Source organism: Achromobacter sp. RTa (genome assembly GCF_000757485.1).
Taxonomy (GTDB): Bacteria; Pseudomonadota; Gammaproteobacteria; order Burkholderiales; family Burkholderiaceae_B; genus Achromobacter.
In genome coordinates this window covers 319701-333943 of sequence record NZ_JPYO01000042.1, presented here as the reverse complement: position 1 = coordinate 333943, position 14243 = coordinate 319701, and the positions used below count along the sequence as shown (strand labels likewise).

General features: G+C 66.0%; 14 protein-coding genes. 9 read left to right on the top strand and 5 right to left on the bottom strand.

All coding sequences use genetic code 11. From position 1 onward, the window contains the following. From JL37_RS30905 to JL37_RS19250, 3 genes are all read right to left on the bottom strand, one after another. A partial coding sequence (locus tag JL37_RS30905) for an aldehyde dehydrogenase family protein (protein ID WP_231570386.1) occupies positions 1-980 on the bottom strand: 980 nt, incomplete at its 3' end. Between the two features lie 149 nt (positions 981-1129). Next, positions 1130-1633, bottom strand: coding sequence for a flavin reductase (locus JL37_RS19255; RefSeq protein WP_043546161.1), 504 nt, complete (start codon positions 1631-1633; stop codon positions 1130-1132). A gap of 72 nt (positions 1634-1705) precedes the next feature. Continuing rightward, the gene (locus tag JL37_RS19250; protein WP_043546160.1) at positions 1706-3070 is read right to left on the bottom strand and encodes an LLM class flavin-dependent oxidoreductase; all 1365 of its coding nucleotides are present in this window, start codon (positions 3068-3070) and stop codon (positions 1706-1708) included. A gap of 217 nt (positions 3071-3287) precedes the next feature. Here JL37_RS19250 and JL37_RS19245 point away from each other — a divergent pair, with 217 nt between their 5' ends. Beyond that, positions 3288-3854: an XRE family transcriptional regulator gene (locus tag JL37_RS19245; protein WP_043546159.1), complete on the top strand. Its 567-nt coding sequence runs from the start codon at positions 3288-3290 to the stop codon at positions 3852-3854. A gap of 21 nt (positions 3855-3875) precedes the next feature. Here JL37_RS19245 and JL37_RS19240 read toward each other — a convergent pair whose 3' ends face one another. Continuing rightward, on the bottom strand, positions 3876-4412 hold the full coding sequence (locus tag JL37_RS19240; protein WP_043546158.1) for a GNAT family N-acetyltransferase: 537 nt from the start codon (positions 4410-4412) through the stop codon (positions 3876-3878). A gap of 160 nt (positions 4413-4572) precedes the next feature. Here JL37_RS19240 and modA point away from each other — a divergent pair, with 160 nt between their 5' ends. The 6 genes from modA (at position 4573) to JL37_RS19210 (ending at position 10601) form a co-directional block, all read left to right on the top strand. After that, positions 4573-5349: a molybdate ABC transporter substrate-binding protein gene (modA, locus tag JL37_RS19235; protein ID WP_043546157.1), complete on the top strand. Its 777-nt coding sequence runs from the start codon at positions 4573-4575 to the stop codon at positions 5347-5349. Positions 5350-5735: 386 nt separating this feature from the next. Beyond that, entirely contained in the window at positions 5736-6683 is a 948-nt protein-coding gene (locus tag JL37_RS19230) for a tripartite tricarboxylate transporter substrate binding protein (RefSeq protein WP_052097384.1), read from the top strand. A 24-nt stretch (positions 6684-6707) separates the two neighbouring features. Then, positions 6708-7721, top strand: coding sequence for a cyclase family protein (locus tag JL37_RS19225; protein WP_043546156.1), 1014 nt, complete (start codon positions 6708-6710; stop codon positions 7719-7721). A 31-nt stretch (positions 7722-7752) separates the two neighbouring features. Continuing rightward, positions 7753-8562, top strand: coding sequence for an SDR family NAD(P)-dependent oxidoreductase (locus JL37_RS19220; RefSeq protein ID WP_043546155.1), 810 nt, complete (start codon positions 7753-7755; stop codon positions 8560-8562). Between the two features lie 44 nt (positions 8563-8606). Continuing rightward, positions 8607-9614: a tripartite tricarboxylate transporter substrate binding protein gene (locus JL37_RS19215; protein ID WP_231570385.1), complete on the top strand. Its 1008-nt coding sequence runs from the start codon at positions 8607-8609 to the stop codon at positions 9612-9614. After that, a complete protein-coding gene (locus JL37_RS19210) occupies positions 9615-10601 on the top strand; it encodes a zinc-binding dehydrogenase (RefSeq protein ID WP_197064633.1) in 987 nt (328 codons plus the stop codon). It abuts the gene before it with no gap. Here JL37_RS19210 and JL37_RS19205 read toward each other — a convergent pair. Next, complete coding sequence (locus tag JL37_RS19205) at positions 10582-11616, bottom strand: substrate-binding domain-containing protein (RefSeq protein ID WP_043546154.1); 1035 nt, start codon at positions 11614-11616, stop codon at positions 10582-10584. The two genes, JL37_RS19210 and JL37_RS19205, sit on opposite strands and share 20 nt — an antisense overlap. A gap of 208 nt (positions 11617-11824) precedes the next feature. Between JL37_RS19205 and JL37_RS19200 the strand changes: the two genes are divergently transcribed. Both JL37_RS19200 and JL37_RS19195 read left to right on the top strand, forming a co-directional pair. Further along, the gene (locus JL37_RS19200; RefSeq protein WP_043546153.1) at positions 11825-13393 is read left to right on the top strand and encodes an AMP-binding protein; all 1569 of its coding nucleotides are present in this window, start codon (positions 11825-11827) and stop codon (positions 13391-13393) included. Positions 13394-13413: 20 nt separating this feature from the next. Continuing rightward, complete coding sequence (locus JL37_RS19195) at positions 13414-14223, top strand: SDR family NAD(P)-dependent oxidoreductase (protein ID WP_043546152.1); 810 nt, start codon at positions 13414-13416, stop codon at positions 14221-14223. The last annotated feature ends 20 nt before the right edge of the window (positions 14224-14243 follow it).

The following is a 14243-nucleotide window of genomic DNA, read 5'->3' as shown; positions in this document are numbered from 1 at the left end:
TCAGCGCGTCGATGGCGTCGAAGCGGCGGCGGTTCACCACGGGTCCGATATCGTTGCCGGCTTCCATCGCGTTGCCCATTGATCTGGCTTCCATGGCGCCGCATGGCGTCGACGAAGGCGTCGTAGACTTCCGCATGGACGAAGAAGCGGGTTGGGGAGACGCACACCTGGCCCGCGTTGTTCAGCTTGCCCTTGATGCAGGCGATTGCCGCCTTCTCCGGATCCGCGTCCTCGCAGATCACGACGGGAGCGTGGCCGCCCAGCTCCAGGATCGCGGGCTTCATATGCTGCGCGGCCAGCCCTGCCAGGTGTTTGCCCACGGGAGTCGACCCCGTGAACGTGATGCCGCGCACCGTGGGGCTTGCGATCAGATGCGCCGAGATCATCGCCGGATCGCCGAACACGACGTTCAAGACGCCGTCCGGCAGCCCCGCGTCCTGGAACGCCTTTGCCAGCAGCACCGCGCCGGCCGGTGTTTCCTCGGCCGCCTTCAGGATGATCGAGCAACCCGCGGCCAGTGCGCCGCCCACCTTGCGGGCAGGAGAACTCATCGGAAAGTTCCAGGGCGTGAAGGCCGCGATAACGCCTATGGGCTCGCGGATCACCGTATGGCGCATGCCGGGCTCGGCAGGGATGACGCGCCCATAGAGCCGCTTCCCTTCGTTTGCGTCCCACGTCATCAGGTCGCAGCCGCGGAGCACCTCGGCCCGGGCCTGGACGAGAGTCTTGCCCTGTTCGAGCGAAATGGCGTGGGCGATTTCCTCCACGCGTTCGCGGATCAGGGCTATGGCACGCAGCATGATTTCGGCGCGCTGGGCGGGCGGGGTCTTTCTCCAGGCGCGGAGCCCTTGGGCGGCCGCTTCGATGGCGTCGTCGAGATCTTGCGCACGGGCCCTGGGCACCGAGCCGATGACCGTGCCGTCTGAGGGATTGGTGACCGGATCGCCGGCGACTTGGCGCCATTGGCCACCGATAAACATCTGGATTTCTGGGTAAGCGTGCATTCTGGTGTCCAAAATTCTGATTTCGTTCTTCGATGCGGCCGCCGCCGGGCAAGCACCGGCCATCGTCAGCCGCTGGCCGAAGGAAAGAGGGGGCTTGCCGTGCGCGCCCGGGGGCGCGGCGGAGGTCAGGCGTGGGCGGGTTGCGGAGCCTGCGGCAGGCGGTGGAAGTCGCGGCCGAAATACACCAGGCCTTCACGGCCGACGGTGCTGCGGATCGCCTTGATTTCGCAATAGAAGACGGTGTGCGTTCCGACTTCGTTCATGGACATCACTTCGCAGTCCAGGGCGGCGACGCCATCCACGAGCGCCGGCGCGCCGGTTTCCAGGCGATCCCAGGTCGCCGCGGCGAAGCGCGATTCCATGGGCACGCTCCTGGAGGCGAACTGCATGGCGATGTGGCTTTGGTCGCCGGCCAGCACATTCACGCACAGATTGCCGTTCTCGCGGATCACGGCGTTGTTCTTGCTTGCCCTGTTGATGCAGACGAGCAAGGTAGGAGGGTCGTCCGTCACGGAGCAGACCGCGGAAACCGTGCAACCGGCAAGCCCCGCCTTGCCTTCGCTGGTAATGACGTTGACCGCCGCGCCCAGGCCGGACATGGCCTCTCGATAGCTCAATTTATCAATCATGATGGCACCTTCTCGTTTCCCGGCCGGGCATGCAGGCGGTTCGGGCGCTGCATGCGCCGGCGCGGCCACGGCTTATTTCCCGTTGCTGCGATAGCTGGCTGCGGGGTGCGACGCGGGCAGGCGGGCCTGGCCGAAAAGCTTTTCGCGATAGCAACCGTCGTTGTAGGAGGTCTTGTAGACGCCGCGTTCCTGCAGTTGCGGAATCAAGTGCTCGATGACGTCGTCGAAGCACTCGGGAACCACGGTGCGCGATAGGTTGAAGCCGTCGACGTCGGCCTCCTCGCTCCAGCTGATCAGCTGCGAGGCAATCTGGTCGACCGACCCGACCCATGGCGTCTGCCGGCTGCCCAGGACCATCTGTTCCAGCAGCTTGCGGCGCGTCCACTGCGGGCCGCTGGCGCGCGTCATGGCTTCCACGTTCGAGACGATCGCCTGGCTCTTGCCGGTATCGATGGGCTCATCGATGTCGTACTTCGCAAAGTCGATGCCCAGCGACGCCGCGGCGTGGGCGAGGGCGCCTTCGGTGCTGACGTACTTGCGGTATTCGGCGAACTTCTCCTGGGCCTCGGCCTCGGTGCGGCCGAGGATCAGCGTGGCGCCCAGGAAGACCTTGACGTCGTCGGCCTTGCGGCCGAGCTGCACGGCCTGCGCGCGGATGTCGCCGACGATTTCCTTGACGCCTTCCTTTTTCTGGCCGTTCACGAAGACGCATTCCGCGTGCGTGGCTGCGAACTTGCGTCCGCGGGTGGAGGATCCCGCCTGGTACAGCACCGGCGTGCGTTGCGGAGAGGGCGCGCAAAGGTGCATGGCGTCCACTTTGTACTGAGGACCCGAATGATGGATCATCCGCACCTTGGCGGGATCGGCATAGATGCCGCGTTCGCGGTCGGCGAGCACGGCATCGTCGTCCCAGCTGCCTTCCCACAGCTTGTAGACCAGCGACATGTATTCGTCCGCCAGGTCGTAGCGGTCATCGTGGGCGATCTGGCCTTCGATGCCGATCGCGCGGGCGGCGCTGTCGAGATAGCCGGTGACGATGTTCCAGCCGACGCGGCCTCCCGTGAGGTGATCCAGGGTCGACATGCGACGCGCGAACAGGAACGGCTGCTCGTAGGTGAGATTCGAGGTGACGCCGAAGCCCAGGTGCTTCGTCACGGCCGCCATGGCAGGGATGAGCAGGGTCGGGTCGTTAACCGGCACTTGCGCCGCGCTGCGCACGGCTGCGTCCGCGTTGCCGCCGAGCACGTCATAGACGCCGACCACGTCGGCGAAAAAGATCCCGTCAAACAGGCCGGCTTCGAGCCGTTTGGCGTAATCTACCCAGTATTGCAGCTCTCCGTGCCGTGTCGATTGATCCCGAGGATGGGTCCACAGGCCCTGCTGGATGTGGCCGACGCAATTCATGTCGAAGGCGTTGAAGCGAATTTCACGTGACATATCAGTTTCCGAAGCAGTACTTGGTGAGTTTCGGGGTGAGGCCCGAATCGCCGGTCTGGCTGTGTCGTCAAGTATAGTGAACGATTGATCACTATCAAAGACTTCTCATCTAGGTACAAACCCGGGAGTCCGATGTGTGCTAAGAGATCGGCATGGCCGGCGGGCTTGGTGCGGGCCGATACAATGACGAACAGAACCAGCCGCTCTCACTGCCCTTATGAACAGCCCACTTCCTGATCCGTCCATTGCCATCGCCACGCGGCTTCGCATAGAGCGCGAGGCGCGGGGCTGGTCCTTGGGCGACCTTGCCGACAAATCCGGCGTGTCCAAGGCGATGATCAGCAAGATCGAGCGCTGCGAAGCCAGCCCCACCGCGACCATCCTGGGCAAACTGTCCGGCGCATTCGGCCTTCAGCTGTCCATGCTCCTGGCCCTGGCCGAGCGGACTGGCGAACGCCTGAGCAAGGCGGATTCGCAGTCGGTGTGGGTGGACCCGGAAACCGGCTACGAGCGCCGGGTGGTGTCGCCCCGCAACGGGACGATGCTTGAGATGGTGCAAGTGACCCTGCCCGCCGGCGTACGGGTCGAATACCCGGCCAGCGCCTTTGTCTTCCAGCACCAGCAGATCTGGGTTCTCGAGGGAACCCTGACGTTCCACGAAGGGGAGGCCACGCATGTCCTGGAACACGGGGACTGCCTGCAGCTTGGCCTGCCGGCCGCATGCGCATTCCATAACGCGACGGACGCGCCCTGCGTCTACGTGGTGGCGCTGATCCGCCGCTAGGGCCGGCGCAGCGTATCGGGCTCAGCCGTCCACGGGCTGGGCCGGGCCTGCGAGGCGGAGCTGATAAAAGCTCGCGTCCAGCCACCGGCCGAACTTGAAGCCGACTTCCGGCATGGTCCCGACGTGTTTGAAACCGAGCTTCTCGTGCAGCGCGATGCTGCCCGCGTTCGTTGCGTCGATGCAGCCGATGAGGGCGTGAACGCTTGATTCGCGCGCCCGGGCGATAAGGGCGGACAGGAGCGACCTGCCAAGCCCGCAGCCGCGGTAGTCTTTGTGGACGTAGACGCTGTGCTCCACGGTGTACTTATAGGCGGGGAAAGCGCGGAATGTGCCCCAGCTGGCAAAGCCGGCAAGCGTGCCGTCGTCCGTGAAGGCCCCGATCACCGGGAAGCCGCCCGCCGCTTTCGCCTGGAACCAGGCCACCATCGCGGCCGGCTCGCGCTGGCGATAGTCATAGAGCGCCGTCGAGTTCAGGATCGCCTCGTTCAAGATATCGAGGATCGCGGTCGAATGCTGTTCAGCGCGGCAATCGGCAAATTTGAACGTGGGCTGAGGCATGTTCTGTCTGTCTACTATAGAAAACAATCGAATCCTATAAGGGATGCGGATTGTGCGCCATCTTTGAAACGTATGGAAACATAGTCTTGTTACCAACCTTCACGACGTGGTATCTATCCCCGATGTCGGACCGCGCCCGCGGTTGTTCCTAAGCGTTGCCATGAAATTCCTGCACCTCCTGCTTGCCGCAGTACCTCTGTTCGGAGCCAGTTTCAGTCCAAATGCCATGGCCGGGGAAGTGCGAGTCGCCGTCGCGACCTTGCTCGCCGAACCGCTGCGCGCCATCGCCCAAAGCTTTGAAAAGGATACCGGCAACAAGGTGATCCTTACCGTGGGCAACACCAGCGAACTGCTGCGGCAAATCATCGATGGCGCCCGGTACGATCTATTGCTGCCCAATAACACGGCGGCCTTGAAGGAGCTGGAGGACCGCAATCTGGTCGTGGCCGGCACGCGTTTTACCTACGCGACGAATTCGTTGGTGCTGTGGTCTCCGGAGGAGGGTTACGTCGACCCCCAGGGCCAGGTGCTGACCCGCAAGAAATTCGATCGGCTGTCAGTCGTGAGCCCGGCGCTTGTGTATGGCCAGCCGGCGAAGCAGGTGCTCGACAACCTCGGCATCGCCCGCGAGATCTCGGCCAAGCTGGTCGAACGCCACGACATCGCCGAGTCTCGACAGTTCGTTGCTTCCGACGCTCCTGGCCTGGGCATCGTGACCTTGTCGCAGGTATACGCCAATGGCAGGCTCTTGCGGGGATCGGCCTGGCTGATCCCGCAATCGCTCTACGATCCCATCAGGCAGCAGACCGTCATTCTCGATGAAGGGCGGAACAACCCGACGGCGCGGTCGTTCCAGTTCTATCTCAAGGGTTCCAAGGCCGGTTCGATCCTGCTTGGCTATGGCTATAAACACGAAGTGATTGCTGGCGCGCTCTGAAATCCCGCGGTGCGCAACGCACCGGCAAGCGCAGCCCGTTCACGGAAAACCAAGGCCCTTCGGGGCCTGCCGCTGCTTGATTCCTCCCCCATCGGCACGCATCCGCGCATAGCCCATCTCCCCACCTCGCATCCCGGCCATTGCAACGCTGGCCGTCCCGGCTCGCCCTTATCGAAGCTGGAAATATATGCTCTCTTTGCTATTGGTGAACCGTTTCATTGTGTGCTAGAGTTGGAAAAAATCATGGAGACGGCCGTTAATTCGTAGGGAATTCAATGGCAATACGGGGAGGCGCGGTGTTTTTTCATTCACATAATGAATCGGTTCAAACGGCGGAGGGCTTATCCGGCGGAGCGGTGCCGGGGCGCCGCGGATTTCTGGCTGCCATGCTGGGCATGGCGGCCATGGGCCTGTCCGGCGCCGGCCGCGCCGCGGCCTACCCTTCGCGGGCGCTGACGCTGTATGTGCCTTTCGCCGCCGGCGGCATTGCCGACAGCAATGCGCGCCTGGTGGCTGAAAAACTGGCGGCCGCGCTTGGGCAGCCTTTTGTCGTGGACAACCGGCCGGGCGCCGGCGGCAACATCGCCCTTGGCGTGGCTACGCGCGCGGCGCCCGATGGATACAGCCTGATGTTCGGCACCAATGGCACGCACGCCGCGAACCGGTATCTGTACAAGGATTTTCCCTATGACCCGCTACGGGACTTCGTGCCCGTGCATGGTCTGTTCGCCGACTTCAACGTGCTGGTTACCGGCGCGGCGACGCCGTTCGCCACGTTCGATGAGTTCCTGGCCCAGGCCCGCAAGCGGCCGGGCCAGTTGACATATGCCTCGGCCGGCGTGGGCACGGCCCAGCACCTGGTGGCGGAGCTGTTGCAACAGGTGGCTGGCATCCGGTTGCTGCACGTTCCGTACAAAGGCGCCGGCCTGGCGATGAACGACCTGATGGCCGGCACGGTGGACGTGATGTTCGATTACCCCATTACCAGCTTGCCGCTGATCGGCGCAGGGAAGCTGCGCGCGCTCGTGACGACGGGGCCACGGCCCCTGCCGAGCCTGCCGGGAGTTCCCACCATCGCCGAGGCAGGATACGCCGGTGCACAGTCGTCGGTGTGGTCCGGATTGTTCGCGCCGCGTGGAGCCCCGGCCGAGGCGGTGGAGATATTGTCCGAAGCCTGCGGGCGCGTGCTGGCGGACCCGGCCGTGCAGGCGCGGGCCGCCCAGAATGGCACCGAGCTGCTGCGCAAGCTCGACGCGCGGTCATTTCCCGAATTCGTCGCGGCCGAGTCCGGACGCTGGCAGGGCATCGTGCAATCCGCGCACGTGCAATTGTGATGTGATGGCAAGGAACGACGGAAAATGAATCCACGCTGGAAAGTACGGCCCTCGGAATCGAACTGGGGCGACTTCGGGCCGGACGATGAGCTGGGCCGGCTGAACCTGATCACGCCCGAGGCGGTCCTGCGGGGAGTGCGCGAGGTGCGGGAGGGGCGCAGCATCTGCCTCAGCCTGCCGCTGAACCTGCCAGGCGGCAACGTGCTGAATCCGCGCCGCCATCCGCCCGTGCTGGCGCCGACGCGGCGGGACGGGCGGCCTGTCTACAACCTGCCGGTGGATCCCGACGGCCATGCGCATACGGACGTCGTCTGCGATGACTCGGTAATCCTGCACACGCAGTACTCCACTCAGTGGGACAGCTTCGCCCACGTAGGGCACCGGTTCGACGTGGAGGGAAATGGCGAACCCGTGGCGGTGTACTACAACGGCTTTCGCGCCGGCGTCGACGTTGTCGGTCCCGAAGACGGGGCGCCGCCGGGCGCGCATCGCCTGGGTATCCAGACCATGGCGGAAAAAGCCATCCAGTCGCGCGGCGTGCTGCTGGACCTGCATGCGCTGTGCGGCGACGCGCGCCAGTATGTGGGCTATGAGCTGCTGATGCGCGCCGTGGATGCCGCCGGCGGCGATATCCAGTCCGGCGACATGCTGTGCCTGTACACGGGGTTCGCCGACAAGATCGTGGCCATGGGCGGCGCGCCCGACGCGGCGGTGCTCGATGGCAGCTGCGCCGTGCTCGATGGGCGCGATGAGCGCCTGCGGCGTTGGATCGTCGATAGCGGGATTGCCGCGCTCTGCGCCGATAACTACGCGGTCGAAGGCATACCGGGCCGGCCTGCCGCGGAGCCCTGCGCGCGCTTGCCCCTGCATCAGTTGTGCCTGTTCCAGTACGGAATCCCCCTGGGCGAGCTTTGGCACCTGTCCGGGCTGGCGCGTGCCCTGGCCGCGCAGGGGCGCTCGAAATTCCTGTTGACCGCGCCGCCGCTGCGCCTGCCCGGCGCCGTGGGATCTCCCGTCACGCCGGTGGCCACGCTTTGAGCCGCGGCGCTCTTTTTATCAAGAATCCATCATGAGCCAAGTACAGAAATCCGAAGCCGCGGCGTCCTGCCTGGAGGGGCGCCGCATCCTGGTGGTGGGGGCGGGGCGTTCGCCCGGCGCGCGCCAGCCTGCGGCGAATGGCAATGCCGCGTGCCTGGCGTTGGCGCGCGCCGGAGCGCGCGTGGCTTGCGCCGACCGCGATCTCGAAGCCGCGGAGCGCACCGTGGGCGATATCTCCGAGGCCGGCGGGCAGGCGATGGCCTTGCAGGCCGATGTCTCGGACGTGGCGCAGATCGAGGGCATGATCGACCGGGCGGCCGAGGCCCTTGGCGGATTGGACGGCCTGGTCCTGAACGTGGGCGTCAGCCACCGCACGCCGCTGTCTGGACTGACCCCCGAGAACTGGGACGCCGTGCTGAACGTCAATACCCGGGCGCATGTGTTCTGCGCCAAATATGCCTTGCCCAGGATGGCGCCGGGGGGCTCCATCGTATTCGTATCGTCCACCGCATCACGCCGTCCGGGGGGGCGCAACCCCGCCTACGAAACGTCGAAGGCGGCGCTGTCGGCCATATGCCGGGCGGTGGCGCTGGAAGGCCAGCCGGCGGGCATACGGGCCAACACCGTGGTGCTGGGCCTGATCGACACGCCCATGGGCCGGGCGGCCACGCAGGCCAGGCCGGACCGGCTGGCGCAGCCCATGCCTTTCGGACGGCAGGGAACCGCGGAAGAAGTGGCGGCCGCGATCCGGTTCCTGTTGTCCGACGAGGCCAGCTATATCAACGCTGTTGAATTGCCGGTGGACGGGGGCATGTCGGCCGGCATCGTCTTGCGCAAATAGGGCGGCGAGCGCCGCACCGACACATAACAACACAGGAGACAACGATGAACCCTCGCATTTCCTTGCGTCTGGCCATGCTGGGCATGAAGCGCGTGCTGGCGCTGTCCATGGCCGCAACTGCCGTGGCCGCGGCGCCCGGACTGGCGGCCGCCGCCTATCCGGAGCGGCCCATCCGCTACGTGATCCCCTTCCCGCCAGGCGGCTCCACGGACACGACGGGCCGGATCCTGGCGGAAGCCATGTCGAAGATCCTCGGCCAGCCCGTCGTCGTTGAGAACCGCGGTGGAGCGGGCGGCAATATCGGCGCCGCGCACGTGGCGGGTTCGCCGCCCGATGGCTACACCCTGCTGCAGGGAACGATCGGAACGCACGGAATCAATCCGACGCTGTACGAGAATCCGGCTTTCGACGCGCGCAAGGATTTCGAGCCCATTGCGCGCATGACGGCAGGCACGAACGTGCTGGTGGTGAACCCTTCGGTGCCCGCGAAAACAGTGCAGGAACTGATCGCGTGGGCGAAGGCGAATCCCGGCAAGCTGATGATGGGGTCATCCGGCGCGGGCAGCAGCATCCACATGTCGGGCGAACTGTTCCAGGTGCTGACGGGCACCCGCTTCACCCACGTGCCGTATCGCGGCGGCGGCCCGGCCATGAACGACCTGCTGGCCGGGCACATCCAGCTCATGTTCGACAACCTGAACGTTTCGCTGCCGCACATCCAGGCCGGCAAGGTGCGCGCCCTGGGCGTGACCAGCCGCAACCGCGCCTCCGTGCTGCCGGACGTGCCCACGCTGATGGAGGCCGGAGTTCCGGGCTACGAGGTCACCAGCTGGAGCGGCATCTTCGCGCCCGCCGGCACACCGCGGCCTGTCGTGGAAAAGCTCAACGCCGTCATCAATCAGGCGCTGGCAAGCGATTCGGTGCGTGAGCGCTTCGATGAGGCCGGCATCCAGATCGACCTGATGGGCGTTGACCAGTTCAAGGCATTCGTCGACAGCGAGATCGACCGCTGGGGCGACATCGTCAGGAAGTCCGGCGCGAAGGCGCAGTAAATGGCCACGATGATGCGTGCGCTCGTCCTTGGGGCGGACGGAGCTGTGCTGGCCCGGGCGCCGGTGCCGCGGCCGGGGCCGGCGGAAGTCCGGCTGCAGGTGCTGGCCTGCGCCCTCAACCGCGCCGACCTCTACATGGCCGAAGGCCGCCGCCACGGGGACGCCGGAGGGCCGGGCGCCATCTTGGGCCTGGAGTGGGCCGGGGTCGTGGACGCGGTGGGAGCCGAGGTGCCGGGCCATGTCCGCGTCGGACAGCGCGTCATGGGGTCGGGGCGCGGGGCCTTCGCGGACTATGCGGTCGCGGACTGGGGGCGCGTGCTGCCCATGCCGGACGGACTGGAACCCGCGCAGGCCGCCACCTTGCCCATCGCGCTGCAGACCATGCACGACGCGCTGGTGACCCACGGAGGCCTGCGGGCGGGCGCGTCGCTGCTGATCCATGGCGCGTCGAGCGCCGTGGGCCTGATGGCGCTGCGGATCGCGCGCTGTCTGAAGGCGAGCTGGGTGGGAGGCAGTTCGACCAGTGCGGAAAAGCGCCAGCGCCTGGTCGGGCTGGGCATGGACCTGGTCGTCGACCCTTCCGTCTCCGGCTGGTCCGGGCAGGTGCTGGATGCCACGGCCGGCAGGGGAGTGGACCTGGTGGTGGATATGCTGTCGGGGCCGACCATCAATGAAACCCTGGCGGCCACCGCCATCGAAGGGCACATCGTGAACGTGGGCCGGCTGGCGGGCCGGGCGGGCAGTTTCGATTTCGATCTGCATGCCTTGCGGCGGGTGCGCTACAGCGGCGTCACGTTCCGCACCCGCACCCGCGAAGAAGTCAGGCGGATCACCGCGAGCATGCTGCGCGACCTGAGCGGCCCCTTGAAGGATGGGAAGCTGAGCCTGCCGGTGGATCGCGAGTTCACGTTGGAGCAAGGCGCGCAGGCCCTGGCCTATATGCGCGCCAACGGCCACTTCGGCAAGATCATCCTGCGCGTCGCTTGACGGGGCCGCAGGATTGGCGCTCGATCAGCGCGTAGGGAAAAACATTGGCGCGGGGCTCGGGCTGCGCTTCGCCGCTGCGGGCCTGGATGCGTTCCAGCAGCATCGCCGAGGCGCAGTCGGCCACCGATTCCACCGGGGTGCGCAGCACGGTCAACGGGGGCGCGTAGTCCTCGGCGAAGTCGGAATCCCCGATGCCGACCACGGAGATGTCTTGGGGCACCCGCTTGCCCATCGTCGCGATGGCCCGCAACGTGCTGCTCAGGGTTTGCGTGCCTTGCGCAATGATGGCCGTGGGCGCATCGGGCCGGCCCAGCAGGTCGGTGATGGCGTCGTAGGCCGAACTGGTGGGAGAGGGCCCCTGGATCAGCAGGTCGGGAACGGGAAGGTGCGCCGCCTTGAACGCCGCCTTGTAGCCTTCGATGCGCCTGCGCACGGGGCGGCTGCGAGCCTGCCACAGCACGAGAGCGATCCGGGTATGGCCAAGGGAAATCAGATGACGGACCGTATCGGCAATGCCTTTGGCGTGGTCGTACAGGACGGCGTCCGCCTTGACGTCCATGTCGCGGTCGTAGATCACCGCGGGCATGGTCAGGTTCTGCACCGCATCCAGCACGTCGGGATCGCGCTCGTTGCCCGGCGCGATGATCACGCCGTCCATGCCGCGCAGCTGGAAAGTGTTCAGGATGCTGACTTCGCGCTTTGGGTCATTGAGCCCGTTTGCCAGCAGCAGCATGTAGCCGGCGTTGAAGAAGCGGGCCTCGAGCGCCCGGAACGCGCGCGCATAGAGAGGGTTGGTGACGTCGGAGAACATGCAGCCGATGGTCTTGCTGCTGCGCGAACGCAAAGCCTGCGCCGCATGATTGGGGCGATAGCGCAGCGCGGCGATGGCGCGTTCGACTTTGGCGCGAACTTCGGGCGTGACGTTGGCGGCGCCGTTGATCACGCGAGACGCGCTGCCCACCGAGGTGCCAGCCAGGGCCGCGACGTCCCGGATGCTGATTTTTTTCTGCCGCATGTAGATCCCTTTTGCAGCGCGAAAGTATAACCCAGGCCCGTCCGCGAGCGCGCCTGGGGAAGGCCCGCCGTCCCGTCATTTCTTGTTCTGTTGATGAAACGATTCATTTGAGAATATACTCCGCATTCGTTGAGTACATAAACATGATGGTGAAACGATGCAAAAGCCTTTTGCCGAGCCGTCGCACCGCCCTCACACAAGGACAGCAATGACTACACACCGGGCCCATGTCGGAGGCACCATCGGCGACCTGATCATCCAGGCGATCGCGCGCTATCCGGACCGCGTGGCGTTCATCGACGAGCAGTCCCAGCTCAGCTATCGCCAGCTTGGACGGCGCATCGGCCAGGCCATGGCGGCGTTCACGGCGTTGGGGCTCAAGCGCGGCGACGGCGTTGCCCAGCTCTCGGGAAACCGCAGCGACGTATTCGTGGTGATGGCGGCCGCCTACCTGATGGGGCTGCGCTCGGTCACGCTGCACGGCATGGGGGGGCTGGATGACCACGCGTACATCGTCCGCGATGCCGAGGCATGCTTCTTCATCGCGGACGGGGGCTATCGTGAGCGGCTGGATGCGCTGCGCGAGCATTGCCCCGCCGTGCGCCATTGGTATTCGCACGACAGCGGCGTGGCGGGCCAGGCATCCTTTTGGGAGTATGCGCAGGAACAGGAGCCGGCGCCCCTGCGCGTCACGGCCGAGGCCGATGACGTCATCCGCCTTGCCTATACCGGCGGCACCACGGGCAAGCCGAAGGGCGTCATGCTGACCAACCGCTCGATGTGGATGCAGGCGGTGCTTCTGCTGGCCGCGCGCCAGCTGCCGGCGGAATTGCGCCTGCTGTGCCCCACGCCCATCTCGCACGGCGCCGGCGCGATGCTGGTGCCCACGCTGTGGCGCGGCGGAACCATCATCCTGCAGCGGGGATTCGATCCCGAGAAATACATCGTGGCGCTGCAGGCGCACCGGGCTTCCTTCAGCTTCCTGGTGCCCACCATGGTGTACGCGATCCTGGACCATCCACTGTGCCAGAGCGCCGATTTTTCGTCGCTGCGGCTGTTGTCGTACGGCGCGTCGCCGATGGCTCCCGCGCGCATCGAGGAAGCGCTGCGTGTGTTCGGGCCCGTGCTGGTCCAGAGCTACGGCCAGACCGAAAGCCCCAGCAACATCCTGTTCCTGTCCCAGGAAGACCATGCGCGCACCGACGTCAATACGCTGGGCTCGGCGGGCATGCCTTATCCGGGCGTGACGGTGGAACTGCTGGACGACCAGGACCAGCCGGTCGAGCCGGGCGAGATTGGCGAGCTGTGCGTGCGCAGCCCCTTGGTGATGGAGGGCTATTGGAAGCAGCCGGACCTGACGGCGGAAGTGCTGCGCAACGGCTGGCTGCACACCGGCGACATGGCCTATCGCGACCCCCACGGCTATTACTTCCTCGTCGACCGCAAGAAGGACATGATCATTTCGGGCGGCTTCAACGTCTATCCGAAGGAAATCGAGAACGTGCTGGCGGCGCATCCCGCGGTGGCCGCGGCAGCCGTGATCGGCGTGCCCGACGAGAAATGGGGCGAGGCGGTCAAGGCCGTGGTGGTGCTGCGGCCCGGAAGCGCCGTCACCGAAGAGGACCTGAAGGCGGCCGTGCGCAGCGCCAAGGGGCCAGTCAACACGCCGAAGTCGATCGATTTCGTGGACGCGCTGCCCCTGACCACGCTGGGCAAGCCCGATAAGAACCAGTTGCGCGCCCGCTATTGGGGCGACCGCAAGCGCAAGATCAATTAATGGAAATACAGGGGAAGACTATGAGTATGGAAATCCAGGCCGCCGGGCGGTCGCTGGAAGGCCGGGTGGCCATCGTGACGGGCGCGGGTTCGCGCGCCGACGGCATCGGCAACGGTCGGGCCGCCGCCATCCTGCTGGCGCGCGACGGCGCGCGCGTGGCGTTGATCGACGCCGTCGAGGAATGGGCGGAGGTGACGCGGCGCATGATCGAGGACGAAGGCGGCGAGGCCCTGGTCCTGCCCTGCGACGTGAGCGTCGATGCGCAATGCGCCCAGGCTGTGCGCGAGGTCCGGCAGCGCTGGGGCCGGCTCGACATCCTGGTCAATAACGTGGGCGTGGGCGGCCCGGCCGGCAACGCAGTCGATCTGGACCTCGAGGAATGGGACCGGGCCTTGCGAATCAACGTCACGTCGATGGTGCTGATGGCGCGCCATTGCATTCCGGCCATGCGCGAGCAGGGGCGCGGCGCCATCGTGAACGTGGCGTCGGTGGCGGGCCTGATGGGCGGCCATCCCAGCCTGCTCTATCCCACGTCGAAGGGCGCGGTGGTCAACATGACCCGCGCCATGGCCGCGCACCACGGGGAAGAGGGAATACGCGTCAACTGCGTGGCTCCGGGCATGGTCCACACGCCCATGGTGTATGCGCGCGGCATGTCGGACGAAAAGCGGGAGATCCGCCGCAAGCGCTCCCTGCTGCGCACCGAGGGCAATGGCTGGGACGTCGGGCACGCCATCCGCTATCTGGCGAGCGACGAGGCGCGTTGGATGACGGGCGTGGTCCTGCCGGTGGATGCGGGCACCACCGCCGGAAGGCATTCCTATCAATAAGCCCGCAATCGCACCGGAGG

Bases quoted from the DNA above. Each gene is read 5' to 3' on its own strand.
- JL37_RS19255 (WP_043546161.1), bottom strand. From the start codon at position 1,633: ATGATTGATAAATTGAGCTATCGAGAGGCCATGTCCGGCCTGGGCGCG.
- JL37_RS19250 (WP_043546160.1), bottom strand. From the start codon at position 3,070: ATGTCACGTGAAATTCGCTTCAACGCCTTCGACATGAATTGCGTCGGC.
- JL37_RS19245 (WP_043546159.1), top strand. From the start codon at position 3,288: ATGAACAGCCCACTTCCTGATCCGTCCATTGCCATCGCCACGCGGCTT.
- JL37_RS19240 (WP_043546158.1), bottom strand. From the start codon at position 4,412: ATGCCTCAGCCCACGTTCAAATTTGCCGATTGCCGCGCTGAACAGCAT.
- modA (WP_043546157.1), top strand. From the start codon at position 4,573: ATGAAATTCCTGCACCTCCTGCTTGCCGCAGTACCTCTGTTCGGAGCC.
- JL37_RS19230 (WP_052097384.1), top strand. From the start codon at position 5,736: ATGCTGGGCATGGCGGCCATGGGCCTGTCCGGCGCCGGCCGCGCCGCG.
- JL37_RS19225 (WP_043546156.1), top strand. From the start codon at position 6,708: ATGAATCCACGCTGGAAAGTACGGCCCTCGGAATCGAACTGGGGCGAC.
- JL37_RS19220 (WP_043546155.1), top strand. From the start codon at position 7,753: ATGAGCCAAGTACAGAAATCCGAAGCCGCGGCGTCCTGCCTGGAGGGG.
- JL37_RS19215 (WP_231570385.1), top strand. From the start codon at position 8,607: ATGAACCCTCGCATTTCCTTGCGTCTGGCCATGCTGGGCATGAAGCGC.
- JL37_RS19210 (WP_197064633.1), top strand. From the start codon at position 9,615: ATGGCCACGATGATGCGTGCGCTCGTCCTTGGGGCGGACGGAGCTGTG.
- JL37_RS19205 (WP_043546154.1), bottom strand. From the start codon at position 11,616: ATGCGGCAGAAAAAAATCAGCATCCGGGACGTCGCGGCCCTGGCTGGC.
- JL37_RS19200 (WP_043546153.1), top strand. From the start codon at position 11,825: ATGACTACACACCGGGCCCATGTCGGAGGCACCATCGGCGACCTGATC.
- JL37_RS19195 (WP_043546152.1), top strand. From the start codon at position 13,414: ATGAGTATGGAAATCCAGGCCGCCGGGCGGTCGCTGGAAGGCCGGGTG.